Origin of the sequence: Dactylosporangium fulvum, from assembly GCF_025137375.1 — a bacterium.
Classification (GTDB): Bacteria; Actinomycetota; Actinomycetes; order Mycobacteriales; family Micromonosporaceae; genus Dactylosporangium; species Dactylosporangium fulvum.
This window is the reverse complement of sequence record NZ_CP073720.1, coordinates 2,914,009-2,939,272: the sequence shown is the minus strand read 5'-3', so window position 1 is coordinate 2,939,272 and position 25,264 is coordinate 2,914,009. Positions and strand designations below refer to the sequence as shown.

Here is a 25,264-nt window from a genome sequence, read left to right as displayed (position 1 = left end):
CCCGGCCACCCCTCTGCGCCCCTGCCCGCCGCGGACGTCCCGACCGGGTCCACGGGGCGAAGGTGGTGCGGGTAGACCCCGGCCGCACCGCCTTACCCGCCGCGCCGGCGCAGGATGACAGCGGTACCGGCGGCAGCGCCCGCCACAGCGAGCAGCGCGGCGACTCCGCCACCGAACGGAGCAGGGCGCGGCGCCCAGGTGCGCTCGGGGTAGGCGCGCCCGTCGTCGCCGCGCAGCCCGGCCCGCAACAGCTCGGCCAGGTGCATGCCGCGCCGGCCGCCGGTGGCGTTCTGCACGACCTGCGTACGGCAGCTGAACCCGTCGGCGAGGACCACGTCGGACGGGTCGGCGGCGCGGATCGCGGGAAGCAGGACCCGTTCGGCGCACGCCTCGGAGACGTCGTAGTGGCCCTCCTCGAAGCCGAAGTTGCCGGCGAGGCCGCAGCAGCCCGAGTCGAGCACGTGAGGCTCGACACCGGCGTCGCGCAGGATCGCCGTGTCGGCGGCGAACCCGAGGATCGCGTGCTGGTGGCAGTGGGTCTGGATCAGTGCCGTGCGCGGAACCCGCGGCGGTCGCCAGCCCAGGCTGTGCTCGTACAGCAGTTCCGCCAGGGTGAACGTCTGCCGGTGCAGGCGCTGCACGTCCTGGTCGCCGGGGAACAGTTCGTGGGCGTCGCCGCGGAACACGGCGGTGCAGCTCGGTTCGAGCCCGACGATCGGCGTGCCGGCGCGCAGGTACGGCCGCAGCGCGGCCACGGTGCGCAGCAGGACCTTCTTCGCGGTGGCCATCTGGCCGGTGGAGATCCAGGTCAGCCCGCAGCACAGCGGCCGCTGCGGTACGACGACCCGCCAGCCGGCGTCTTCGAGGACTTCCACGGCCGCCTGCCCGATCGCCGGGTCGAAGTGGTTGGTGAACGTGTCCGGCCACAGCACGACGTCGCCGCGGGAGCCCGGTCCGGCAGGGCGACGGCGGCGGAACCACCGCTGGAAGGTGCGCCCGGCGAAGGCCGGGATGTCGCGGCGCACGTCCACGCCGGCCGCGGTCTTGGCCAGTGTGCCGAGCGGTCCGGCGTGGGCGACGGCGTTGACGAGCCGAGGCGCGCGGCCGGCGAGCGCCGCCCAGAGCGGCAGCCAGCCCATGGAATAGTGCTGGCGCGGCCGCAACCGGCCCTGGTAGTGGTGGGCGAGAAACTCGGCCTTGTACGTGGCCATGTCCACGTTGACCGGACAGTCGGTCTTGCAGCCCTTGCAGGCCAGGCACAGGTCGAGCGCGTCACGGACCGCGGTGGACCGCCAGCCGTCGGCGATGGCGCCGCCACGGGTGGTGCCGTCGAGCATCTCGAACAGCAGGCGGGCCCGGCCGCGGGTGGAGTGCTCCTCCTCACGGGTGACCATGTAGGACGGGCACATCACCCCACCGCCGTCGCGGCGGCACTTGCCGACACCGACACAGCGCTGCACAGCCCGGCTGAAACTGCCGTCGTCGTCGGGATAGGCGAAATGCGTCCGCAGCGCCGGATGGTGGAAGTCGGTGCCGAGCCGCAGCTTGTCGTCGAGCCGGTACGGGGCGACGACCTTGCCGGGGTTCATCCGGTTGCCGGGGTCGAAGATCGCCTTGCACTGCTCGAACGCGCGGACCAGGTCCGGGCCGAACATCCTGGGCAACAGCTCGCCCCGCTGCTGGCCGTCGCCGTGCTCGCCGGAGAACGAACCGCCGTACCGCGCCACCAGATCGGCGGCGCGCTCCAGAAACGCCCGGTAGGCACGGACCCCGTCCGCGCTCATCAGGTCGAACGGGATGCGGGTGTGGACGCAGCCCTGCCCGAAGTGGCCGTACAGGCTCGCCTCCGGGTAGCCGAACTCTTCGTACAGGCGGTACAGGTCCCGCAGGTAGTCCCCCAGCCGGGCCGGTGCGACGGCCGAGTCCTCCCAGCCCGGCCAGGAGTCGCTCAGGCCGGGCACGCGGGCGGTCGCGCCGAGGCCGGACTCGCGTACCTGCCAGACCTGCCGCTCGTGCTCCTCGTCGGCGAACTCGGTGACGTCGTCGCCGCCGACGTCCCGGCCGATCGCCCGGATCATCCGCCGTGCCCGGTCGCGGGCCTCGTCGCGGGTCCGTCCGCCGAACTGTACGACCAGGAAGCCTGATCCTGTGGGAAACAGCGACAGGGCCCGCGGGTCGAGGTGCTTGCGCTGCTGGAAACTGATCAGCTGGTGGTCGATGCCCTCCAGGGCGATCGGCTCGTGCGGCAGGATCGCGGGCACGGCATCGGCGGCGGCCGCGATGTCCGGGAAGCCGAGCACGACCAGGCTGCGCTGCGGCACCGTCGGGACCAGCCGCAGCTCCGCGCGCAGCACCGTGACCAGCGTGCCCTCCGAGCCGACGAGCACCTTGGCCAGGTGGAAGCGCTGCTCGGGCAGCAGCGAGTCGAGGTTGTAGCCGGAGACCCTCCGGGGGATGTCCGGGTAGCCGGTGCGCAGTTGCTCGAGGTACCGATCGCGCAGGGCACGCAACTGCCGGTACACCTCGGCCCGCCGGCCGCCTTCGGCGACGATCCGCTCGTACTCCTCGTCGGAGGTCTCCCCCACCCACATGCGGGTGCCGTCGTACAGCAGCACCTCCAGCCGGACGATGTTGTCGACGACCTTGCCGGTTCGCTGCGCGGTGGCGCCGCACGAGTTGTTGCCGATCATGCCGCCGAGGGTGCAGTGGTTGTGCGTGGCCGGCTCCGGCCCGTACTCCAGCCCGTGGCCGCGGAGCTGATCGTTGAGATGGTCCAGCACGATGCCCGGCTCGACGACACAGGTTCGGGCCCGCTCGTCCACGGACAGCAGCCGGTGACAGTACTTCGACCAGTCGATCACCACCGCCGTGTTCGTGCACTCCCCCGCCAGGCTGGTGCCGCCGCCGCGGGACAGCAGCGGAGCGCCGAACTCGCGGCACACCGCCACCGCCTCGGCGCCGGCCGCCACGGTCCGCGGCACCACGACCCCGATCGGCACCTGCCGGAAGTTCGACGCGTCGGTCGAGTACGCAGAACGCGAACCGGCGTCGAAGCGCACCTCCCCGTCGACCCGCTCCGCGAGCGTCCGGCGCAGTGCGGCCGGGTCGAGGTCGGCGCCGGGCACCGGACGAAGCCGAGGTGCGGGCAGTTGGACAGCGGTCACGATGACACCTCCGCGTCTGTCAGGCGCGTAGCTTCGACAGCCCGGTGCTCGGGGTCACCACGGCACCGGTCGCGCGCTCGATCAAGCGCTCGATCCGCATCGGACGTCGCCCCTGCCGCACGTTGCCGTCGGGCTGCCGCTACCCGAGGCCCATGCGGCTAAGCGTTGCGCGCGAACTGTTCCGCCCGCCCGAGCCGGGCACATCCGCTGACCGCGGGCCGGCACGCCGGCTCCCGTACATCGGCCGCATCGCACACGGGTGTCCGAACACCGCCCGGGCGCCGCCGTTCAGCACGGCACCCTTGCGAGCACGACGTGATCCTGGCGGATCTCGCCGACCATGGCGAACGCGGACCGGTCGACGTCGCAGCAGAAGGGAAGATCCCTGGACAGGTCGACGCGCTCGGCCGCGGGTTGCCGTGCATACCCACGGGCGTGCTCGGCGGCGCCGTCCATGATGCCCGCGATCAGGTCTTCCCGCCTCGGCTCAGCCCCGCGGAGGAGGTCGTCCAGGTACGTCGCACAGGCCCGGTCCTCAGCGGTCTCCCCGGTGCAGACCAGCATGCACGGGGTCATGGCGTGATGCTTCCCGATCCATCGCGCGGTGGCACCGACGTTTCGTGCTGACACCGCGAGCAGCGCCGCCGGGGAGGGATGCCGGACGAGCCCGCGTGTGCCGTTCGACGTCGCCTGGATGAACCGCCGGCCGTCGAGCCGCGCCGTCGACATCTCGAACGGCGAGTTCCCGAAGTCGAAATCCGCCGGCTTGAGCCCGCCGGTCTCACCGATCAGGAGGCGATCCGGGTGCAGCCGCCGGAGATCCCGGCCGGCCTCGACCGACGCTGCGCAGACGATGTCCGTCGCGCCGCGCTCGAAGGCAACCGCGGCCGTCGTGAAGGCACGGATGACGTCGATGACGATGACGACGGTGCCGGCCGGGACCTCGGCGTCCATACCTACGATCGACACAGCACAAGATTCTTCATCGTGGAACGCCGGACCTGCAACGACATTCCGGCGACCCGGCCCTGGTGACAGCGCGGTGACGTGACGGGCGCCACGCGGTCGTGCGTGTCACAAGGCGGTAGGGACCGGCGTCTTGTGTGTGGCACCGTCAAGAGCGAACAGGCAGGAGCCAGCCATGAACGAGCGCAGCAAGCGACCATCGGACACGGCCGAGCCGCTCGGTTGTGGCGGTCCCATGGACTCGGCCACGGCAGCGTTCGTCGCCCATCGCAACCTGCTGTTCACCGTCGCCTACGAGATGCTCGGCTCGGCCGCCGACGCCGAAGACGTCCTGCAGGAGACCTGGCTGCGGTGGGCCAACGTCGATCTCGACACGGTGCGGGATCAGCGTGCGTACCTCGTCCGGATCACCACCCGCCAGGCGCTGGACCGGCTGCGGACGCTCCGCCGCCGCAAAGAGTCCTACGTCGGCCCCTGGTTGCCCGAGCCGCTGCTGACCGCGCCCGACGTGGCCGAGGACGTCGAGCTGGCCGAAAGCGTCTCGATGGCGATGCTGCTGGTGCTGGAGACGCTCACGCCGACCGAGCGGGCGGTGTTCGTGCTGCGTGAGGTGTTCGACCTGGAGTACGACGAAATCGCGGAAGCCGTCGACAAGAGCCCGGCCGCGGTCCGCCAGATCGCCCACCGGGCCCGGGCACACGTCGCCGCACGCCGGCCACGCGGGGTCGTCTCCGCAGCCGAGACCCGAGACGCGCTCGAGGCGTTCCAGCGGGCGGTCGAAACGGGCGATCTGCAGCGCCTGCTCGACCTTCTCGCGCCGGACGTCGTCCTCCTGGGTGACGGTGGCGGAGTCGTGCAGGCCGTGCCGAAGCCCATCGTCGGAGCCGACCGGGTGGCCCGCCTGCTGGGCGCTGCGGTGGGCAGGATCGCCGCTGTGGGGTCGCTGCTGCCGGCCCAGGTCAACGGCTACCCGGCGCTGATACTCCGGATCAACGGTGAGATCGACACCGTCATCGCGGTGCGCATCGACGACGGCCTCATCACCGGGCTCTACGCCGTACGCAATCCCGAGAAGCTGTCACACGTCGAGCGGGAGACCGCTGTGAGCCGCTGAGTCCGGAAGACCTCGTCGGCCGGGCCGACGCGCACATGGCGTCGCTTTCTTGTCGTACCCGCCGCCTAGTCTCGGCTGGTGACCGTACACAAGCTGTCGCGTCCCGACGCACGCCGCCTGGCCGTGCGCGCCCAACTGCTGGACGCCCGCCGCCCGAGCGGGATGTTCGACGTGGTGCGCCGGCTGACGCTGCTGCAGAACGATCCGGCCGCGGCCGTCGCACCGAGCGCCGACCTGGTCCTGTGGAGCCGCCTCGGCTCGTCGTACTCCCCGGCGCAGCTGCGCGACGCCGTCGACGAGCAGGCCCTGTTGGAGCTGCATGGCCTGATCCGCCCGCCGGAGGACATCACGCTGTTCCGGGCGGAGATGGCCGAGTGGCCCGGTCGTCCCCCGTTGCGTGACTGGCAGGAGGGCAAGCGGGAATGGGTGGACGCGAACAACGGCTGCCGGCTCGACATCCTCACCCGGCTGCGCGCCGACGGGCCGCTGACCGCACGCGAACTGCCGGACACCTGCGTGATCCCGTGGCGCTCCTCCGGCTGGAGCAACAATCGCAACGTCATGCGGATGATCGGCTTCCTGGTCCAGCGCGGCGAGGTCGCGGCCGCCGGCCAGCGCGGCGCCGACCGGTTGTGGGACCTGGCCGAGCGGATCTACCCGGACGAGGTGGTGCCCTATGAAGAGGCGCTGCACATCCGCGACGAGCGCCGGCTCCGCGCGCTGGGCATCGCCCGCGCCCGGGCCCCGGAGTCGCCGACCGAGCCGAATGACGTGCGGAACGCGGGCGAGCCCGCGGTGGTCGAGGGCGTGAAAGGTCAGTGGCGGGTCGACCCCGAGCTGCTGGACCGGGCGTTCACCGGCCGCGTCGCGCTGCTGTCCCCGCTGGACCGGCTGGTCTATGACCGCAAGCGGATGACCGAGCTGTTCGAGTACGACTACCAGCTGGAGATGTTCAAGCCGGCCGCCAAACGCCGCTGGGGATACTGGGCGCTGCCGATCTTGCACGGGGACCGGCTGGTCGGCAAGCTCGACGCCACCGCCGACCGCAAGGCCGGTGTACTGCGGGTGGACGCGATCCACCAGGACGTCCCCTTCACCAAGGCGATGACCGCCGCGGTGCAGCACGAGATCAAGGACCTGGCGAGCTGGCTCCGCCTGGACCTTGTCCTGATGCCCTGAGCGCTCGCCCCGCCTGGGACGCGCCGCCCGCGATGCGCGAGCGGATCGCGGCGCTCCGGGCAGTCTGCGCCGAGTTCGGCGTGCCGCCGCTCGCGGCCGCGATCCAGTTTCCTTTCGGGCACCCCGCCGTCGCCGCGGTGCTGGCCGGTGCGCGGTCACCGGCCGAGATCGAGCGGGTTTTGTCGGTGGACCGCCGGGAAGGACACCGGGACTGCCTCTTGCCGGGAGGTGCGGCGATGCGGGTCGTGGTAAGCCTCACGCGCTGCCAGGCGTACGCGCAGTGCGCTTTCCTCGCTCCTGAAGTGTTCCGGATGCGTGGCGCCGAGGCGTTGATGTACGACCCGGAGCCCGACGACGCGCAGCGGGAACGGGTGCTGCGAGCGGCGGCGGCCTGCCCGGTGCAGGCCATCCTGGTCGACCACATCGACGACAGGGAGGCCGCCGTGGAGTCCGCGACGACCGGGCCGGCGGTGTCTGCGAGGGCGGCCGCACCGTCGCAGACGGCCGGGTGGCCGCGAACGGGCGGGCAGCCCTCGCCGGACGGGCACGACGCGGCGATGGAGGCGATGCGGCGCGCCGGCCGGATCGTGATCGTGGGCGCGTCGCTGGCCGGTCTGGCCGCCGCGGCGACCCTGCGCCGGGAGGGCTTCGCCGGCTCCCTGACGATGATCGGGGACGAGCCGTACCGGCCGTATGACCGGCCGCCGCTGTCCAAGCAGGTCCTCGACGGGTGGGTGCCCCCGGACCACACCACGCTCCCCCGGGTCGACGAGCTCGACGCGCGGTGGCTGCTCGGCGTGGCCGCCACCGGGCTGGACCCGGCCGGCAAGCAGGTACACCTCGGCGACGGCGGCGTCGTCGACTACGACCGGTTGCTGATCGCCACCGGGACCCGGGCCCGGCCCTGGTTCAACGCGGACGAGGCAGCCCTCGACGGCGTGTTCGTGCTGCGGACCCGGGACGACGCCGCCGCCCTGCGACACCGGCTGGCCGAACGGCCCGGCCGGGTGCTGGTCATCGGCGGCGGGTTCACCGGCTCGGAGGTGGCCTCGGCCTGCCGGGACCGGGATCTGGCGGTCACCCTTGTCGAGCGCGGACCGACGCCGCTGGTCGGCGCGCTGGGCGGGGTGATCGGCGCGGTGGCCGCCGACCTGCAGCGTGAGCACGGTGTCGACCTGCGCTGCGGGGTCACCGTCACGCGTCTGGAGGGCGACACCGCCGGGCGGCTGCGCCGCGCACACCTGTCCGACGGCAGCACCGTCGACGCGGAGGTGGCCGTGGTGGCGCTGGGCGCGGTCCGCAACACCGAATGGCTGCGCGACTGCGGTCTGGCCGTCGGCGACTGGGGCGTCGGCTGCGACGCCGGCTGCCGGGTCTTCGACGCGGCCGGCGTGGTCACCGACGACGTCTTCGTCGCCGGCGACGTGGCGCGGTTTCCGCACCCGCTGTACGACTACCAGTTCCTGGCCCTCGAACACTGGGGCAACGCCGTCAGCCAGGCCCAGATCGCCGCCCACAACATGATCAGCGTCCCGGCCGAGCGGTGGCCGCACATGGCCGTTCCGGTGTTCTGGTCGGCGCAGTTCGACACCAACATCAAATCGGTCGGCGTGCCGACCCTCGCCGACCAGGTCGTCATCGCCCAGGGCTCCGTCGCGCAGCGCCGGTTCGTCGCCGCCTACGGCTATCAGGGCCGCCTCACCGCCGCGGTCGGGTTCAACCAGGCCAAGTGGCTGGAGTGGTACCAGGGCCTGATCGAGGCCGGCGCGCCGTTCCCGCCTGATCTTCGCGGGGTCGACGAGCCGGCCGACGAGGAGCCGGTCGCGGCGCAGCTGCCCGACCATCGCACCCGCAACCGCCACGCCACCGTCGCGGTGACCGGCCACGACCCCAGCGAGCGCCGCGCCGAGCTGCTCCACCACTGACGTGCCGGCCAGCCGCACCGCCGACGCCGCGACACCCAGGAAAGGCACCGTCATGGCACAGGCCAGCATCTACGAGCAGATCCTCGACCCCGCCAACCGGGCCAACCCGTACCCGCTGTTCGCCGAGCTGCGCAAGACCCCGGTGGCACGCCGGCCCGACGGCACCTACGTGGTCAGCACCTACGGCGAGATCGTCGCGCTGCTGCACGACCGCAGGGTCAGCTCCGACCCCCGTAGCCACCCCGAACTGGCCGGCGCCCCGCCCGCACCGCAGGAAGGCTCACCCGGACTGCCACTGCCCTTCATTTCCCGCGACCCGCCCGAACACGACCGGCTGCGGGAACTGGCCACCCGGCCGTTCGGACCACCCAGCACCCCGGGACGCATCGAGGACATGCGGCCCTGGCTGATCGAGACCACCAACGACCTGATCGACAACCTCGCCGGCCGACACCGCGTCGACCTCGTCGACGACTTCGCCTATCCGCTGCCGGTCACCGCGATCTGCCGGTTGCTCGGCGTCCCCCGCGAGGACCAGCCGCGCTTCCACCACTGGGCCGACGCGCAAGTCGAGACCGCCGACCCGACCACCGGCACGTTCGCCGAACGCCAGCGCAGGCGAGAACAGATCAACGCCGAACTCGGCGCGTACCTCAACAGGCTGGCCGACGCCCACACCCGCCGGCCCGGCGACGACCTGATCTCCGGAATGCTCACCGACACCGGCCCGCACGCACCGATGTCCCGAGCCGACCTGCTCAGCACCTGCGCGCTGCTGCTGGTCGCCGGTCACGAGACCACCGTCAACCTCATCACCAACGGCATGCTCACCCTGCTGCGCCACCCCGACGTGCTCGACCGGCTGCGCCACGAACCCGACCTCATCGTCCCGCTGGTCGAGGAACTGCTGCGCTACGAGCCACCGGTACAGATGCTGACCAGCCGCAGCACCCTCGCCGACATCGACGTCGCCGGCACCACCATTCCCGAAGGCTCGCCCCTGGCCCTGATGCTCGCCGCCGGCAGCCGCGACCCCAACCGCTTCCCCGACCCCGACCGCTTCGACCCCGACCGCACCGACAACGTCCACCTCGGCTACGGCAGTGGCATCCACTACTGCTACGGCGCCCCCCTCGCCCGGGTCGAGACGCAGGTCGCCCTGCCCGCGCTGGCCCGCCGGCTGGTGAACCCCCGGCTGGTGGCCGATCCGCCGCCGTACCGGCCCAATCCGACCCTGCGCGGCCCCCGCCACCTGCTGGTCGACCTCGACGCCGTCGCCCCGGCGACCGGGACGGAGGCCCGCGAACGCGTCCTGCGACCGGCACACCGATAGCGCGCCGGGCCGATCTCCTCCGCCCACACTCGGCGCAGCTCGGAGCCGCGCGAGGTCACGGCAGTTTCCACACCAACAGCGCTCCGTTGACCAGGCACGCAAGCATGTTGCGCTGCTGGTGGCATTCGGGGATCCCGTACCAGCCCTCCGCTTTGCCGAACACAACGACCCGACCGCTGCGCGGGTCGACGACGCTGAGCACTGCCCTGCGGACGTCGACAGGTTTCCACATGACGAGCCGACCGCCGGGCACGGTCTCGATGAAACGCCACCCTTCCAACTTCCGGACGACGCGGCCGGTGCGGGCGTCGAACGCCGCGATGGGCAGTTCAGCGTTCCCGGGCGTCGCCCATGCATTGGCGACGACGGTGTCACCGTCCCGGCCCATCACAGAGTTGTAGCGGTCGACGCGCCAGAGCCGTTCACCGGTCCGTGGGTCGATGAACGTCAAGCCGGACTCGTCCCGGACGCAGAGCAGGTCGGTCGCGCAGGGATAGGGATGCCCTCCACCCCGGGCGTCCGAACGCTCGGCCTGCCAATGCCACAGCAGCCGGCCGGTGCCACGGTCGAAGACGTCCGTGCCCCGCTCACCGGCCTTGGCGATCAGCACCTGCTCGGGCAGGGCCGCGCCGGACTCCAGGAAGGAATCGCCGATCGTGAGCGACGAGATGGTGCCGGACCAGTCCAGTTGGTGCGTCGCGATGACGGCGCCGGTGCCGAGATCCCGGATCTGCAGCAGGCCCGTCGGGCTCAGCTCCGACATGAACGCCGGGCCGGCGGAGTCGCCGACCCAACTGAATTCGGCGGCAGAACCCTTCGGCACACGGATCTCCCACACCGTCGCCCCGGTGCGCTCGTCCAGTACGAGGTATCGCCGGCCGCGTTGCTCCAGCGCAGGGTTCACCGAAGTCTCGCCGGAGGGAGGGACCTCGACGGCCGGGCTCTCCTCGGCAACTCCGGCCACGTCCTCGACGAGGATCCGCCCGGCGACCCGGCCGAAGCAGACGACCTGCGTGCGCTGCCACAGCTGCTCGCCCGTGGCGGCATCCAGCACGGTAAGTGTATTGGCCGGGCCGGTGGGCACCTCGGTCACCAGTGACATGACGTTGTCGGTCAAAAACGTCAGATGCTGATCAACGTCCAGTGCCATCGACCAGAGCCGGGTGCCGTCACGCAGACTCAACACCTCGACCTGCGTGCCCCCGCCCTCGGGCTGCAACCGCCCGAGAATGAGCCGGCCGCCGCCGGCCTGGACGCTGAGCACCCGGAAATCGTCAACGGTGAAGACCGGCTCGGTGCTGACGCGCGGCACCGCCGCCACCAGCATCCCCGCGGTGATCAGCCCCACTGCGGCGAGCGCGATCCACCGCCGTCGTGCCGGAACTCGCGGCGGGGGCGATGCCTCCGGTGGCTCCCACGGGGTGCTCGGGTCGAGCTCGATCATCGCGTCCAACGAGGGACCCCCTCTCTCGCGCACAGGATAGATTCCCACGGCTGCGGCACGGTCCACCGACGACGACCAAGGGGCTCTCGAGAGGTTTCATGATGAGGCATTGCGGGCGGTGTGACGGGTGCCTCGCGACGGTATTCCTGAACCACCGGACAGCGGTAGCGGCGAGTCGATCGCCTCGGCCGTCAGCGCGGCCGCCGTCGCAGAACGTCGGCGAGCACCGTTGTCACGAACTTGTTCACGGTTGCCGTGGTCGGCGGGCCGGGGTCGCGGTCCGCGAACAGGAGATGCCCGCCGCCGACCAGGGACAGGGTGAGTGAGTCGATGTCGGCGTCGGCCGCGATGCGGCCCAGTTCACGCTCGTCGGTCAGGTAATCGGAGATCGCGGTCGTGGCCTGGGCGAGGATCGCGATGCCGCCTCCGGGCGTGGCTTGCCGCAGCCGCGCGCGCAACTCGTCCCGGAAGGTGATGAGCGGGATGATCGCCACCGGGACCGGTCCGAACAGGATGGTCAGCGCGCTGGTGAGGTTGTCGGCCACGGTGCCGGTGCCGGCGGACTCGCGCAACGTGCTCGCCTGAGCCTCGAGTTGCGCGGCCCGGTCGAGCACCAGGTCGGTGAGGAAAGCGTCGAAGTCGGTGAAGTGCCGGTGCAGGACGCCTTTGGCGCAGCCTGCCTCGTCGGTGACGGCCCGGCTGGTCAGCCCGTTCGGCCCGTCCCGCAGCAGCACACGTTCGGCAGCGTCGAACAGCTGTTGCCGCGCGTCGTGAAGGTGCACCCCGGTCGGCACTCACAGATCCTCTCGTGCGTCAACCCGCTGACATCCGTTGCCAGGTGGGCATGCGCCCACTACGGTGGGCACATGCCCACCTTATCGCAAGAGCAACCGGAACAGCCCCCGGCGGAGCCGCACAAGGCCCGGCAGATGGCCGAGTCGTTCGGTTCGGACGCGCAACGCTACGACCAGGCCCGACCCGGCTACCCCGATGCCCTGGTGGCGCGGATCGCCGCCGGCAGCACAGGGCCCGACGTGCTCGACGCCGGCTGTGGAACGGGCATCGCGGCCCGCCAGTTCCAAGCCGCCGGCCGCACAGTGCTCGACATCCTCGATGCGGTCGGGACCGCTATCGACACGCTGGGCGGACGCTTCACGATGCAGTACACCACCTTGGCGACCACCGCCGTTCGGACCGGCGCGAGGTCCCAAGCCGTCGCAGGTGAATGACGTGTCAGCGGGCCGGCGGCCAGCGCGCCCCGGCAGTGTTGCGAGCCCGGCCTACGGGCCGGGATATTCCGCGTGGATGTCACCGTCGAACAGCCGCCAATAGAAGTCGTTCATCCGCGCCGCCGCGGGAGCGTGCCGGGCGAGAACGTCCGCCACGGCTGCCGGCACGTCCCGCGGGATGTCGCCGCTCGCGCATCGGCGCACGTACTCGTTGCGGGCAACAGGGCCGCCGCTGGCCGGCATCGGCACCCCGCACACGGTGGTGACCAGCCAGTTCACCAGCCGCATCGCCGCATATCCGGCATCGTGGCCGGTATGGCGCGCGACGAAGTCGCGCTCGGCGTCGGAGAGGTCGAACCGGGGCGATGTGGCCAGCCCGAAATCGACGAGGTAGATCCGATCACCATCGGCACGCATGTTGCCGAAGTGTCCGTCCATGTGCAGCAACTCGCGGTTACGCAGGAACGCCACGACTTCGGACAGCTGCCGCTCGATCGTCTCCGCCCTGCCGACCGGGTCTTCGTTCAGCCAGTCGAGCAGCGGATAGGGAACGTACTCGAGAAACAGCACGAGGCTGGAGGTCGCGCCGGCCAGTTCCTCAAGGCGGGCACGCACGCCCGAAGCGCCGCCGAACTGGGCGACAACCGCGTCGATGTCGAGATGCTCGGACGCTACGGGTGAGCGGCCGGGCAGCACCCGCCAGTGGTACAGCAGCGGGAACGATTCCGCCGCACCGGCCAGGACTCCCTCGGTGACGATCAGATTCGCGGCCAGCTCGCGCCAAGCGCCGAAGCCCGGGCCGGCGAGGCGATACATGCCGTATTGGCAGTATGGCGGCACGTCGAACAGGTTCGCCGTGCTGTGCGGACGGGCCAGCTCGCGGTCGGTGATCGGAATCCGCTTGGCGAATACCGGAACGCCCTCGACGTCGAGCACTACGCAGCCGCCGCCCACGCCCACGCCCACGGCGGGCGCGACATGGAGCAGCGCGGCCAGCTCGGCGTCATCGCAAGCGCCGAGCGAGACCGAAATGCGATCGTGGCGGGAACGTCGGGCGGTCAGCATCACACCCATCATGCCAGCCGGTCGGGGCTGCTCCACACCGACAGTTGATCATCGATTTGGCGCGCGTGACACGATCCGGTGGTGTACCACCGGATGGAGCGCCACCCGGCGAAGGAGCTGGGCGTCCGCGCCCAGCTCCGCACCCGTCCGACCGCACCGGCGCGCCGACCACCACCCTGCCCTGGGTGGGACGGCACGCCGATGACGGCGGTGCCCTACGACTGCCTGATGGCGACGTTGTCGACGCCGGCCTCGACCAGGCTGGCGGTCGAGGCGTCGGCCGCCTCGATCAGGATCTGGATGCTCTGCCCCGCGTACGGGGTGAGGTTGAGGCTACCGGTGGACCAGGACGCGTCCCGGTCACTGGCCGCGCCGGCGGACGTGGACAGCACGGTGGTGCCGCTGCCGGTGACCACGCTGACCCGGAAGAAGTCGGCCGACGACGCGTTGCTGCCGTGTCCCAGATACCACGAGTAGGTCAACGTCAGGGTCCCGCTCCCCGGCAGCGTGATGCTCGGCGAGCGCACGCTCGTCGTCCCGCCGTCGACGTCGTTCGCGCCGGCGCTGGAGCCGGCCAGCCGCCCCGTCACCAGGTCATTGCTGCCGCTGACCGTGGTGCCGAGCTGCTTCGGGCCGCTGGAGTCGGTGGCCTCGGGGTCACCGCGTTCCCAGGCTCCGCTGGTCGCGGTGTCCGTCCCGTTCGGGTTGACCACCCAGCCCAGGTTCGTCTCGAAGTCGTCCGACCAGACGGTGGTCCCCTGGCCGGCGCCGCAGTACTGCGCCTCCTTGCCGATCACGCGGTACGGGCAGTCGGCGTATTCGGCGACTTGCAGGCTGGCCTCCCGGTTGAGGGAGGTCTGTGCCGCGATCACCTCGTCGGGCGGGTAGAAGCCGCCGCCGCCGGACGAGCCCGGGTACATCTCGAACGTGTAGGACCAGATGCCCTGGTTGCCCCATAGCCAGTCGTCGATGGACCCGTCGGTGATGTACAGGTCGCTTGCCTGCTCGGGCGTGTAGCCGTTAGTGCCGGCCATCTGGATGCCGAGCGTGCGGAAGGTGGCCTCCTGGTCGGCGTCCAGGCCGGGCGCGGTGTTGGCCGTGGTGTAGCCGAACGGCCAGAGGACCAGTTTCCCGTACGTGTGGAAGTCGATGTGTGTCTTGATCTGCTGCACGCCGCCGACGCGCCGGCCCAGGACGAAGTCGCGCACCCGCTGGGTCTCCGGCGCCGAGAACGCCGACGGCCCGCGGTAGGTCTCCGAGCTGGTGGAGCCCGACGATCCGCCGCAGCAGCCCCAGTTGTACCCCCAGTTGCGGTTGAGGTCGGTACCGACGTTGCTGCTGCCGCTGTTGGGCTGGCGGTTCTTGCGCCAGGACCGGTAGGAGCCGGTTGCGATGTCGTACTCCCCGCCGTCCGGGTTCATGTCCGGCACGATCCAGATCTCGCGCGAGTTGACCACGTCCGTGATCCGCGCGTCCGAACCGTAGTTGTCGGTGAGCAGCTTGACCAGGTACAACGCCATCTCGACGGTGAGGTGCTCCCGGGCGTGCTGATGCGCCGTGTAGAGCACCTCGGGCTCGTTCTCGTCGGTCGCGACGTTGTCCGAGATCTTGATGACCGGGATGTCCCTGCCTTCGTACGAGGTGCCGAGGCTGGTCTTGCGCAGAATCGCCGGGTGGTCGGCCACCGCCTGGTTGAGCTCGGCGGTCATCTCCGCGTAGTTGTGGTACGCCGAGTCAGCCGACGGGAAGTCGAGGATGGTCGACGGACCGCTCTCGGTCGCGGGCCGCAGCGCCCGGGTGACGGTGAAGCCCTGCTGCCGGAGTCGCGTGACCTCGGACGGCGTCGCGCTGATGTCGACGACACCGTGGTCGATGCCGTCGACCGACGCGCCGGTGGCGGCGATCCGGTTGCGTTCCTCCAGGGTCCTGACCCCGCTCACCAGGTAGGGAGCGGCGGTTTCGGCGTCGGTCGGCGCGGCCCCCGCCGAACTGCTCACGGTGACGACGAAGGCACCGGCCAGGACGAGAGTGAGTGGAATGGAGAGCCTACGGGTGTGGCTCATCAAGCCTCCTTGGATGTGGAGGTGAACGAGACCTCCAGATGACCATCCAAGGCATGGTCATATCAACATACTTCTTTTCACGAATATCGGTGACCGGCTACCGGTCGACGCCGGTCAGTCGGCGCACCGGCGTCGTGGCCGCAGACGGAGATCCCGGCCCTCGACCGGTCCGCGGTAGGCGGCACGGCGAAGGCGAGGTCGGCGGTGCGGCACCTTACCCGGTGCGACCCGCCGTTTCGACGCCCCTCCACCGGGTAGCCACCCCCGGCCACGGCGAGCGGCGGGTGACGCCGGCAAGGGGAAGTACCGGCATGAGGAAACGGCTTCTGGCGACGGGCCTGGCCGCGGCCCTCGTGGCGCTGCACGCCGGCCCCGCGGTGACCGCGCTGCCACTTGTTCGCCGGCGCCTGCGGGCACTCAGCGGCATCGGCCGCCCGGGTACCGTCGCGCTCACCCTCGACGACGGCCCGGATCCCAGGTCCACGCCGGCCTTCCTGAGAACGCTGGCGCGGCTACGCATCCCCGCGACCTTCTTCGTGCTCGGTGACATGGCGGCGAAGGCACCCGGCCTGCTGCGCCGAATCCGGGAGGACGGGCATGAGATCGGCGTACACGGCTGGACACACCGCGATCACCTCCGGATGACGCCGGGCCAGGTCTACGACGAGCTCGCACGGACGGCCGAGCTGATCCTGGACACCTGCGGGGTCCCGCCCATCTGGTTCCGCCCTCCGTACGGCATCCTCTCCGCGGGGAGTCTGCTCGCGACTGCCCGGCTCGGCCTGCGTCCGGTGCTCTGGAGCGCTTGGGGCCGCGACTGGGAGGCCGACGCCACCCCCGGCACGGTGCTTTCCCACCTCCGGTCCGGAGGCATCCGGGGCGGCGCCACCCTGCTGCTGCACGACAGCGACTGCACGGCGGCTCCCGGCGCCTGGCGGTCGGCCCTCGGCGCGCTGACGGCGATCGCCGGTGAGTGCGAGCGGCAAGGGCTTCGATTCGCCCGGATGAGCAACCACCTTCCGTAACGGCCGATTCCGTGCGGAGCAGACGTCGGGCCGGGCACCGGCGCGGTGCGGTGGCGGGTTACGAGCGCGGGATTGCGGGTAGCGCGCCGCCATGTGCGGCATCGGCCTCTTCGCAGCGTCACAAGCCACCTCCGGCGCTGGAGCTGACTCCTGACATGAGCAACGTGACGACGGAGTCGACGGCACAGCCCGGTGGACACGTGTCGCTGGAAGCGCGTGCCGGTGCCGAGAACTTCCCGGTGGCACTTCGTATCCTGCCGAAAACCACCCGCCGGCACCTGCACGCGCTGTACCGCTACGCCCGGTTCGTCGACGATCTGGGTGACGAACCGGTCGCGGGAGTGACCGCGGCCGACCGCACAGCGATGCTCGACGCGTTCGAAGCGGAGGTCCATCGGCTGTACGACGGGCAGCGGATTCAGCACCCGGTGCTGTGCGTGCTCGCCCCGACGGTGGTCGCGTGCCGGCTTCCCGCCGGGCCGCTGCTGCGCCTGATCGAGGCGAACCGCGTTGATCAGATCGTCACCCGATACACCACCATCGAGGAGCTTGTGCGGTACTGCTCGCTGTCGGCCGATCCCGTCGGCGAACTCGTCCTGCACGTGTTCGATCAGGCCGGTCCGGCACAGGTCGCACTGTCGGACCGCATCTGCACCGCGCTGCAGATCATCGAGCATCTCCAGGACGTCGCCGAGGACCACCGGCGCGGCCGGGTCTACCTGCCCGAGGCCGATCTCGACCGGTTCGGTGTTCGCGACACCGATCTGGCCGCGGCCACGGCGAGCAGCACGCTTCGTGAGGTCGTCCGCTTCGAGGCCGGACGCGCGAAGGCACGGCTGGACGCCGGTGCGCCGCTGCTCACGGCACTGCGCGGCTGGGCGCGGGTGGCGGTCGGCGGCTATCTCGCCGGTGGGTACGCGACGCTGCGGGCGCTGGAACGCAGCGGATACGACCCGCTGCCCGGGCCGCCCCGGCCCCGCAGGCGTGACATCGCGACGTCCTGGCTGGCCGCGATGGTCAGGAGCATCGGGTGAGCGCGGCCACCACAGTCGACGAGGCGTACCGGCGGTGCGAGGAGATCACCCGGCGGGAGGCACGCAACTTCTCCTACGGCATCCGCCTGCTGCCCGAACACAAGCGACGCGCACTGTCCGCGGTGTATGCCACCGCCCGCCGTATCGACGACATCGGCGACGGCGACCTGCCCTCGGACGAGAAGCTGGCCCGGCTCGACCGGGTCCGCGAGTCGCTGCACCGCCTGCCGGACGCGGCCACGGACGACGCGGTGCTGCTGGCCTTGCACGACGCCGCACATCGGCTGCCCATCCCGCTGGAGGCCTTCGACGAGCTGATCGACGGCTGCGCCGCCGACGTCCGCGGCACCACCTACGCCACGATCGACGACCTCCTGTGGTACTGCCGCTGTGTGGCCGGCTCCATCGGGCGCCTGTCGCTGGGCGTGTTCGACGTCGGCACCCCGGGACGAGCCGCCGAACTGGCCGACGCGCTGGGCATCGCGCTGCAGCTGACCAACATCCTGCGCGACCTGCGGGAGGATCGCCACAACGGCCGGGTGTACCTGCCCAAGGACGATCTCGACCGGTTCGGCTGCAACCTGGAGCTCGACGGCGACGGCTTCGCCGACCCGCCCGGCCGCTTCATCGCCCTCGTGCGCTTCGAGGCCGAGCGTGCCGAGCGGTGGTACGAGACCGGCCTGCAACTGCTACCGATGCTGGACGCGCGCAGTGCCGCCTGTACCGCCGCCATGGCCGGTATCTACCACCGGCTGCTGGCCCGCATCGTGAACGATCCGATGGCCGTCACACGGACGCGGCTCTCCCTGCCGCCCCGGGCGAAGGCCATGGTCGCCGCCCGTGCACTCGTCAGGCGGACGGCGTGACGCCGAGTCCACCGGCGGCGAACGTCAGCCACGACGTGTGTGTCGTCGGCGGTGGGCTCGCGGGCATCACCACCGCCGTCCGCCTCGCCGATGCCGGGATCCGGGTGACGCTGCTCGAGCGGCGCAGCGAACTCGGCGGGGCGACGTACTCGTTCGACCACGGCAGTCTCGTCGTGGACACCGGGCAGCACGTGTTCCTGCGCTGCTACGAGCGGTACCGGGCCCTCCTCGACCGGCTCGGCAGCACCGGCATGACGCAGCTGCAGCCACGCTTCTCCGTCCCGGTCCTGTCGCCCGGGCGGCCGCCGCACGTGCTGGCCCGTGCGCGTGGCCTGCCTGCCCCGGCCCACCTGCTCCCGGCCTTGGCCGGGTACTCCCTGCTCAACGCCCGGGAGCGGGTGCGCGCGATCAGCGCGGCCAACGCGTTGCGCACCGTGGATCCGGACGACCCGGGCAACGACCGGCGCAGCTTCGGCGGGTGGCTCGCGGACCACGGCCAGGGCTCCCGAGCGGTGCGCCGGCTGTGGGACCTGATCACCGTCGCCGCGCTCAACCAACCCGCGGAGCACGCGTCGCTGGCCCTCGCCGCGCGGGTGTTCCGGACCGGGCTGCTGGAGCGGGCCGACGCCGGCGACATCGGGCGGCCGCTCGTACCGCTGTCCAGTCTGCACGGCCGTCCCGCGCACCGGCTGCTGACCCGCCTCGGCGTGCGGGTGGCGACCGGGAGCAGGGTGGAGCGGGTCCAGCCGGACACCGTCGGGTTCCGGGTCGCGACCGGCGGCGCCGGCGGTCGCGCGGTCCGGGACGAACTCATCGCCGACGCGGTTGTCCTGGCCGTCCCGCACGCCGCCGCCGCGCGGCTGGTGCCGGCCGCGGCGTCCCACGACCGGGACGACTGGCACCGGCTGGGCAGCGCCCCGATCGTGAACGTCCATCTGCGGTACGACTCGGCCGTCACCCGCCTGCCGTTCGCCGCGGCGGTCGAGTCCCCCGCCCAGTGGATCTTCGACCGCACACCGGCGTCGATGGCCGACGGGCAGTACCTGGTGGTCTCGATCTCCGCCGCGGACGACACCATCACGGTTCCGGCCGGGCGGCTGGCCGCCACCTACGCCGCCGCCGTCGCCGGGCTCTTCCCCGCGGCGCGGTCGGCGCGGCTGCTGGAAGCGTTCGTCACCCGTGAGCCGCATGCCACGTTCCGGCAGGCCCCGGGCACCCGAGCGCTGCGTCCCGGCGCGGCGACCCGCCTGCCCGGCCTCGTCCTGGCCGGCGCGTGGACCGACACGGGATGGCCGGACACGATGGAGGGCGCTGTCCGCAGCGGTCACCGCGCCGCCGACGTCGTGCTCGCCCACCTTGTGTCCCCGAACCGAAACCTGGAGGGCACACGTTGACCATCGCACCCGTCGCCTGCCTCGACCAGGTGCCTGCCCTGGTCGAGCCCCGGATCAGAGACCTCATCGGTCGCCTCGATCCTCGCAACCAGCGCGTCACCGCCTACCAGCTGGGCTACTGCGACGCCGACGGCGCACCCACCACTGCCGGCGGCAAGGGCATCCGCCCGGCCCTGGCCCTGCTGTCCGCCCGCGCCGCGGGTCATCCGCCCGAGCGGGGCGTCGCCGCTGCCGCCGCCGTCGAGCTCGCCCACAACTTCTCGCTGCTGCACGACGACGTCATGGACCAGGACACGATGCGCCGGCACCGCCCCACCGCCTGGGCGGTCTTCGGCACCGCCGCCGCGATCCTCGCCGGCGACGCCCTGATGATCCTGGCCCATGACGCGCTCGCCGGCGACAGCGGGCCGGGCCGCGTCCAGGCGGCCCGGCGGCTGGACGCGGATGTGCACCGGTTGATCGCCGGGCAGGCCGCCGACCTGGAGTTCGAACATCGCGACGACGTCAGCCTCGACGAGTGCCTCGCCATGACCGCCGACAAGACCGCGGCGCTGATGTCCTGCGCCTGCACGCTGGGGGCGTTGCTGTGCGGCGCGCCCGCGGCGGTGACCCGGGGCCTCTCGCGCTTCGGCACTCACCTCGGGATGAGCTTCCAGCTCGTCGACGACCAGCTCGGCATCTGGGGCGAACCCGGGCGCACCGGCAAACCGGTGGGGTCCGATCTGCGGGCACGCAAGAAGTCGGTGCCGATCGTGCACGCGCTCACCTCCGGTACCGCCGCCGGCGACGCGTTCCGGACGCTGTACGCATCCACCCACGAACCGCAGGAGGCCGACCTCAGGACCGCCAGCCGGCTTCTGGAGGAGTCCGGGTCACGGGACTGGGTCCAGGACGAGGCCGATCGTCATCTGGCCCACGCACTCGACGAGCTCGCCGCGCTCGAGTTGCCCGCGGACGTGCACAACGACCTGGTGGACCTCGCCCGCCTCGTGACGGGGCGTGATCACTGATGACACAGGTGCTGGCGCAGGCGCCCACCGGCGACGAGCTCTTCGACCGGGTCCGGGCCGGCCTGGACCGGGCGACGGCACAGCTGCTCGACCTGCAGGACGCTGCCGGCTGGTGGAAGGGCGAGCTGGAGACCAACGTGACGATGGAGGCCGAGGACCTGCTGCTGCGCCGGTTCCTCGGGATCTCCGACGACGAGCTGACCGCGCAGACGGCCCGCTGGATCCGTTCCCGGCAGCTCGACGACGGCGCCTGGGCGACGTACCACGGCGGGCCGGGCGACCTGTCCACCACCGTCGAGGCGTACGCGGCGCTACGCCTGGCCGGCGACGCGGCCGACGCGCCGCACATGACGGCGGCCGCCGCGTTCGTCCGTGCCCACGGCGGCGTCGAACGCAGCCGGGTGTTCACCCGTATCTGGCTGGCCCTGTTCGGCGAATGGCCATGGCAGCAGGTGCCCGCCATCCCGCCCGAGCTCGTCCTGCTGCCCACGTGGATGCCGTTCAACGTGTACGACTTCGCGTGCTGGGCCAGGCAGACCATCGTGCCGCTGGCGATCGTGCGGGCCACGCGACCCGTGCGGTCGCTGGGTTTCTCGCTGTCCGAGCTGCGCACGGGGCGGCGACCGCCGCCACCGCCGCCGCTGTCGCGCCGTGCCGGCTGGCTGCACCGTCTCGACCTGGCCGCACGCGGCTACGAACGCATCGCCGCCCGCCCGTTGCGCCGGCATGCGCTGCGCCGTGCCGCCGAGTGGATCGTGGCCCGGCAGGAGGCCGACGGTTCCTGGGGCGGCATCCAGCCTCCCTGGGTGTACTCGCTCATCGCCCTGCACCTGCTCGGCTACCCCCTCACGCATCCGGTGCTGCGGGCCGGGCTCGATGGGCTGGAGCGCTTCACCGTCCGTGAGCAGACGCCCGAGGGGACGATCCGCCGGCTGGAGGCGTGCCAGTCACCGGTGTGGGACACCGCGCTCGCGGTCACGGCGCTGGCCGACGCCGGGCTCCCGGCCGACGATCCCGCACTCGTCCGCGCCGGGAACTGGTTGGTCGGGCAGGAGATCACCACTCGTGGCGACTGGGCCGTCCGCCGCGCGCACGTCCCGCCGAGCGGATGGGCGTTCGAGTTCGACAACGACGGCTACCCCGACACCGACGATACCGCCGAAGTGATCCTCGCGCTACGGCGTACCTCGCTGCGGCAGCATCCCGTGCTGCAGCGGGCCACCCGCTGGCTGATCGGCATGCAGTCCCGCGACGGCGGCTGGGGCGCCTTCGACGCCGACAACAACCGCGCGCTCGTCGCCGACCTGCCGTTCTGCGACTTCGGCGAGGTCATCGACCCGCCCAGCGCCGACGTCACCGCCCACATCGTGGAGGCGCTGTGCGCCCAGGGCCTGACGAACTCGGCCGCCACCCGCCGCGGCGTGCGATGGCTGCTGCGGGCGCAGGAGCCGGACGGATCCTGGTTCGGCAGATGGGGCGCCAACCACGTGTACGGCATCGGCTGCGTCGTCCCCGCCCTGGTCGTCGCCGGCATCCAACCGCGGCACCCGGCGATCCGGCGTGCCGTGGACTGGCTGGTGCGCCACCAGAACGGTGACGGCGGCTGGGGCGAGGACATGCGCTCCTACGACGACGTGGCCATGCGCGGGCGCGGGGTGTCGACCGCGTCGCAGACCGCCTGGGCCCTGCTGGCGCTGCACGCCACCGGTCAGCATCGTTCGCCGGCGGCGCGCCGGGCGCTGGCGTGGCTGATCCACACCCAACGCCCCGACGGCACCTGGGACGAGCCGCACTACACCGGCACCGGCTTCCCGGGCGACTTCTCCATCAACTACCACCTGTACCGGCTGGTGTTCCCGGTCAGCGCCCTCGGCCGCGTCCTGCGGGACACCGCGCAGGAGGACCCATGAGTACACCGGCACGGCAGCGGATGGACGGCGGCTGGGTGCTCTGCGCACCGATGCGCATGGAGGCGGCGGAGCTGCGCCGTGCCTTGCCCGGCTCGGCCGGCACCGTCCTGCACACCGGCGTCGGGCGCCGCCGGTCCGAACGCGCCACCCGCTCGGCCACCGTGACGGACGCCGAGGCGCTCGCCGTGGCCGGTGTCGGCGGTGGGCTGGACGTGGCGCTGAAGCCCGGCGACGTTGTCGTGGCCACCGAGGTCCGCGCCGCGCCGTGGGCCACCGATCCCCGGCCCGTCCCGACCGTGCTCCCCGCAGCCGCCGTGCTCGCGGGCGCGCTGCGCCGTCAAGGGCTCACCGTCCGGACCGGCCCGGTGGTCAGCGCCGAGCGGCTGGCACGGGGAACGACGCGGGACCGCCTTGCCGCCACCGGTGCACTGGCGGTGGACCTGGAGTCGGCCTGGCTGCTCGCCGGACCCGCGGGCCGGCCCGCCGCCTGCGTGCGGGTCGTCGCCGACACCGGTGCGGTGATCCAGCCGAGCACCCTGGGGCATCTGCGTACGGCGCTGGCGGCCCTGCCCGCCGTGGCCGCCGGACTGGATGAGTGGGCGGCTGCCACCACGGTCCGCCGTGTCCTGCTCGCCGCACCCCGTTCGTTCTGTGCCGGGGTGGAGCGCGCCATCCTCGTCGTGGAGCGCGCCCTCGAGTTGCACGGACCGCCGGTGTACGTCCGCAAGCAGATCGTGCACAACACGCACGTGGTCGCCGACCTTTCCGGACGCGGCGCGGTCTTCGTCGACGACGTCGACGACGTTCCGGAGGGAGCGGTGACCGTGTTCTCCGCGCACGGCGTCTCGCCCGCGGTCCGGTCGGCCGCCGCCGCACGGCGGCTGTCCGCCGTCGATGCCACCTGCCCGCTCGTCACGAAGGTGCACAACGAGGCCCGCCGGTTCGCCGAACACGGCGACACCATCCTGCTCATCGGGCACGCCGGCCATGAGGAGACCGACGGCGTCCTCGGCGAGGCGCCCGACCGGATCCGCCTCGTCCAGGACGTCCGGGACGCCGAGCAGGTGCGGGTCGACGACCCGCGACGGGTGTCCTACCTGGTCCAGACGACCCTCGCCGTCGACGACGTCGCCGACGTCGTCGCGGTGCTGCGGGACCGGTTTCCCGACCTGGCCGCCCCGCCGTCCGACGACATCTGTTACGCCACGACCAACCGGCAACGCGCGGTGTCCGAGGTCGCGGCCGCCTGCGACGCGATGATCGTCGTCGGCTCCGTCAACTCGTCGAACTCCCGCCGCCTGGTCGAGGTCGCCGAACGTGCCGGAACGCCCGCGTATCTGGTCGACGGCGCGGCCGGCATCGACCTGCGGTGGCTCGCCGGGGTCCATACCGTCGGCGTGTCCGCCGGCGCCTCGGCACCGCCCGTCCTCGTCGACGAGGTCGTCGGTGCGCTGTCCGGGCTCGGCGCGCAGTCGGTCCAGGAGCACACCGCCGTGAGCGAGGACGTCCGGTTCATGTTGCCCAAGGAGGTACGGCAATGAGCATTCCCCTGCAGCAGCGGCTGCGGATCGGCCGGTACCTGGTCGAGCAGAAACTGCGACGCCGCGAGAAGTTCCCCCTGCTGGTCGAACTGGAGCCGCTCTTCGCCTGCAACCTCAAATGCGCCGGCTGCGGCAAGATCGAGCACCCGGCCGACGTCCTCAAGCGCCGCATGCCCGTCGAACAGGCACTCGCCGCGATCGACGAGTGCGGCGCGCCGATGGTGTCCATCGCCGGCGGCGAGCCGCTCATGCACCCGCAGATCGACACCATCGCCGCCGAGCTCGTGCGGCGCAAGAAGTACGTGTTCCTGTGCACCAACGCCGTCCTGCTACCGAAGAAGATCGACAAGTTCCGGCCGTCGCGGTACTTCTCGTTCACCGTCCACATCGACGGCCTTCGGGAACGTCACGACGCCTCGGTGTGCAAGGACGGCGTGTTCGACGAGGCCGTGGCCGCCGTGCGGGAGGCGCAGCGGCGCGGGTTCCGCGTCACGACCAACACGACGTTCTTCAACACCGACACCCCGCAGACCGTCGTCGACGTCCTCGACCATCTCAACGACGAGCTCCAGGTCGACGAGATGATGATCTCCCCGGCGTACGCCTACGAGAAGGCCCCGGACCAGGAGCACTTCCTCGGTGTCGAGCAGACCCGCGAGCTGTTCCGCAAGGCCTTCGCCGACGGCCGGCGGCGACGCTGGCGCCTCAGCCACTCCCCGCTGTTCCTCGACTTCCTTGAGGGCCGGATCGACTTCCCGTGTACTGCCTGGGCCGTGCCGTCGTATTCGCTGTTCGGCTGGCAGCGACCCTGCTACCTGATGGCCGACGGATACGTCAGCACCTACCGGGAGCTGGTGGAGACCACCGACTGGCAGCGCTACGGCCGGGGTCGTGACGCACGATGCGCCAACTGTATGGCCCACTGCGGCTACGAACCGACGGCCGTGCTGGCGACGATGTCGTCGCTCAAGCAGTCGCTGCGGGCATTGCGCGCCGGGTAGC

19 protein-coding genes and 1 pseudogene are annotated in these 25,264 nt (G+C 71.7%); 14 read left to right on the top strand and 6 right to left on the bottom strand.

Annotation, left to right across the window (positions count from 1 at the left end; genetic code table 11):
• Positions 1-92: 92 nt before the first annotated feature.
• Together Dfulv_RS13590 and Dfulv_RS13585 are read right to left on the bottom strand one after the other, a co-directional pair.
• Positions 93-3,164, bottom strand: a complete 3,072-nt coding sequence (locus Dfulv_RS13590; protein ID WP_259863280.1) for an FAD-binding and (Fe-S)-binding domain-containing protein — start codon at positions 3,162-3,164, stop codon at positions 93-95.
• Positions 3,165-3,452: 288 nt separating this feature from the next.
• Entirely contained in the window at positions 3,453-4,133 is a 681-nt protein-coding gene (locus tag Dfulv_RS13585) for a 2-phosphosulfolactate phosphatase (protein ID WP_259863279.1), read from the bottom strand.
• A 232-nt stretch (positions 4,134-4,365) separates the two neighbouring features.
• On the opposite strand from Dfulv_RS13585, the gene Dfulv_RS13580 reads away from it, so the two are divergent.
• From Dfulv_RS13580 to Dfulv_RS13565, 4 genes are all read left to right on the top strand, one after another.
• Positions 4,366-5,244 (top strand): RNA polymerase sigma-70 factor, encoded by an 879-nt coding sequence (locus Dfulv_RS13580; RefSeq protein ID WP_259867662.1) that lies wholly within the window; start codon positions 4,366-4,368, stop codon positions 5,242-5,244.
• Between the two features lie 78 nt (positions 5,245-5,322).
• Complete coding sequence (locus Dfulv_RS13575; RefSeq protein WP_259863278.1) at positions 5,323-6,423, top strand: DNA glycosylase AlkZ-like family protein; 1,101 nt, start codon at positions 5,323-5,325, stop codon at positions 6,421-6,423.
• Between the two features lie 32 nt (positions 6,424-6,455).
• Entirely contained in the window at positions 6,456-8,348 is a 1,893-nt protein-coding gene (locus Dfulv_RS13570; protein WP_259863277.1) for an FAD-dependent oxidoreductase, read from the top strand.
• Positions 8,349-8,400: 52 nt separating this feature from the next.
• Positions 8,401-9,681 carry a cytochrome P450 gene (locus tag Dfulv_RS13565; RefSeq protein ID WP_259863276.1) on the top strand — a complete coding sequence of 427 codons (1,281 nt, stop codon included), beginning with the start codon at positions 8,401-8,403 and terminating at the stop codon, positions 9,679-9,681.
• Between the two features lie 55 nt (positions 9,682-9,736).
• Here Dfulv_RS13565 and Dfulv_RS13560 read toward each other — a convergent pair whose 3' ends face one another.
• Positions 9,737-11,125, bottom strand: a complete 1,389-nt coding sequence (locus Dfulv_RS13560) for a PQQ-like beta-propeller repeat protein (RefSeq protein WP_259863275.1) — start codon at positions 11,123-11,125, stop codon at positions 9,737-9,739.
• 191 nt (positions 11,126-11,316) lie between these two features.
• Positions 11,317-11,919 carry a TetR/AcrR family transcriptional regulator gene (locus Dfulv_RS13555; RefSeq protein ID WP_259863274.1) on the bottom strand — a complete coding sequence of 201 codons (603 nt, stop codon included), beginning with the start codon at positions 11,917-11,919 and terminating at the stop codon, positions 11,317-11,319.
• Between the two features lie 135 nt (positions 11,920-12,054).
• Here Dfulv_RS13555 and Dfulv_RS13550 point away from each other — a divergent pair, with 135 nt between their 5' ends.
• Positions 12,055-12,354 (top strand): class I SAM-dependent methyltransferase, encoded by a 300-nt coding sequence (locus Dfulv_RS13550; RefSeq protein WP_259863273.1) that lies wholly within the window; start codon positions 12,055-12,057, stop codon positions 12,352-12,354.
• Positions 12,355-12,405: 51 nt separating this feature from the next.
• Here Dfulv_RS13550 and Dfulv_RS13545 read toward each other — a convergent pair whose 3' ends face one another.
• Both Dfulv_RS13545 and Dfulv_RS13540 read right to left on the bottom strand, forming a co-directional pair.
• A complete protein-coding gene (locus Dfulv_RS13545; protein WP_259863272.1) occupies positions 12,406-13,419 on the bottom strand; it encodes a BUD32 family EKC/KEOPS complex subunit in 1,014 nt (337 codons plus the stop codon).
• A gap of 215 nt (positions 13,420-13,634) precedes the next feature.
• A complete protein-coding gene (locus Dfulv_RS13540) occupies positions 13,635-15,482 on the bottom strand; it encodes a M14 family metallopeptidase (RefSeq protein WP_259863271.1) in 1,848 nt (615 codons plus the stop codon).
• 311 nt (positions 15,483-15,793) lie between these two features.
• Between Dfulv_RS13540 and Dfulv_RS13535 the strand changes: the two genes are divergently transcribed.
• The 9 genes and pseudogenes from Dfulv_RS13535 (at position 15,794) to hpnH (ending at position 25,263) form a co-directional block, all read left to right on the top strand.
• Positions 15,794-16,507: a polysaccharide deacetylase family protein gene (locus Dfulv_RS13535; RefSeq protein WP_259863270.1), complete on the top strand. Its 714-nt coding sequence runs from the start codon at positions 15,794-15,796 to the stop codon at positions 16,505-16,507.
• 155 nt (positions 16,508-16,662) lie between these two features.
• Positions 16,663-17,541, top strand: coding sequence for a squalene synthase HpnC (hpnC, locus tag Dfulv_RS13530; protein ID WP_259863269.1), 879 nt, complete (start codon positions 16,663-16,665; stop codon positions 17,539-17,541).
• Positions 17,538-18,407 carry a presqualene diphosphate synthase HpnD gene (hpnD, locus tag Dfulv_RS13525; RefSeq protein WP_259863268.1) on the top strand — a complete coding sequence of 290 codons (870 nt, stop codon included), beginning with the start codon at positions 17,538-17,540 and terminating at the stop codon, positions 18,405-18,407. Before hpnC ends, hpnD begins: the two co-directional genes overlap by 4 nt.
• Positions 18,404-19,801 carry a hydroxysqualene dehydroxylase HpnE gene (hpnE, locus tag Dfulv_RS13520; protein WP_259863267.1) on the top strand — a complete coding sequence of 466 codons (1,398 nt, stop codon included), beginning with the start codon at positions 18,404-18,406 and terminating at the stop codon, positions 19,799-19,801. The genes hpnD and hpnE overlap by 4 nt, the downstream gene beginning before the upstream one ends.
• The gene (locus tag Dfulv_RS13515) at positions 19,798-20,811 is read left to right on the top strand and encodes a polyprenyl synthetase family protein (RefSeq protein WP_259863266.1); all 1,014 of its coding nucleotides are present in this window, start codon (positions 19,798-19,800) and stop codon (positions 20,809-20,811) included. The genes hpnE and Dfulv_RS13515 overlap by 4 nt, the downstream gene beginning before the upstream one ends.
• Positions 20,811-22,721: a squalene--hopene cyclase gene (shc, locus tag Dfulv_RS13510; RefSeq protein WP_259863265.1), complete on the top strand. Its 1,911-nt coding sequence runs from the start codon at positions 20,811-20,813 to the stop codon at positions 22,719-22,721. The genes Dfulv_RS13515 and shc overlap by 1 nt, the downstream gene beginning before the upstream one ends.
• Positions 22,718-23,191, top strand: a pseudogene (locus tag Dfulv_RS48800) (phosphorylase family protein); the annotation flags it as partial. The gene shc and the pseudogene Dfulv_RS48800, both read left to right, overlap by 4 nt.
• A gap of 117 nt (positions 23,192-23,308) precedes the next feature.
• The gene (locus Dfulv_RS48795) at positions 23,309-24,262 is read left to right on the top strand and encodes a 4-hydroxy-3-methylbut-2-enyl diphosphate reductase (RefSeq protein ID WP_406568014.1); all 954 of its coding nucleotides are present in this window, start codon (positions 23,309-23,311) and stop codon (positions 24,260-24,262) included.
• Positions 24,259-25,263: an adenosyl-hopene transferase HpnH gene (gene hpnH, locus Dfulv_RS13500; protein WP_259863263.1), complete on the top strand. Its 1,005-nt coding sequence runs from the start codon at positions 24,259-24,261 to the stop codon at positions 25,261-25,263. The genes Dfulv_RS48795 and hpnH overlap by 4 nt, the downstream gene beginning before the upstream one ends.
• Position 25,264: the final 1 nt, after the last annotated feature.

Coding starts and splice junctions, on each gene's coding strand:
- Dfulv_RS13580 (WP_259867662.1), top strand. CDS start 4,366: ATGGACTCGGCCACGGCAGCGTTCGTCGCCCATCGCAACCTGCTGTTC.
- Dfulv_RS13570 (WP_259863277.1), top strand. CDS start 6,456: ATGCGCGAGCGGATCGCGGCGCTCCGGGCAGTCTGCGCCGAGTTCGGC.
- Dfulv_RS13565 (WP_259863276.1), top strand. CDS start 8,401: ATGGCACAGGCCAGCATCTACGAGCAGATCCTCGACCCCGCCAACCGG.
- Dfulv_RS13560 (WP_259863275.1), bottom strand. CDS start 11,125: ATGATCGAGCTCGACCCGAGCACCCCGTGGGAGCCACCGGAGGCATCG.
- Dfulv_RS13550 (WP_259863273.1), top strand. CDS start 12,055: ATGGCCGAGTCGTTCGGTTCGGACGCGCAACGCTACGACCAGGCCCGA.
- Dfulv_RS13545 (WP_259863272.1), bottom strand. CDS start 13,419: ATGCTGACCGCCCGACGTTCCCGCCACGATCGCATTTCGGTCTCGCTC.
- Dfulv_RS13540 (WP_259863271.1), bottom strand. CDS start 15,482: ATGAGCCACACCCGTAGGCTCTCCATTCCACTCACTCTCGTCCTGGCC.
- Dfulv_RS13535 (WP_259863270.1), top strand. CDS start 15,794: ATGAGGAAACGGCTTCTGGCGACGGGCCTGGCCGCGGCCCTCGTGGCG.
- hpnC (WP_259863269.1), top strand. CDS start 16,663: ATGAGCAACGTGACGACGGAGTCGACGGCACAGCCCGGTGGACACGTG.
- shc (WP_259863265.1), top strand. CDS start 20,811: ATGACACAGGTGCTGGCGCAGGCGCCCACCGGCGACGAGCTCTTCGAC.
- hpnH (WP_259863263.1), top strand. CDS start 24,259: ATGAGCATTCCCCTGCAGCAGCGGCTGCGGATCGGCCGGTACCTGGTC.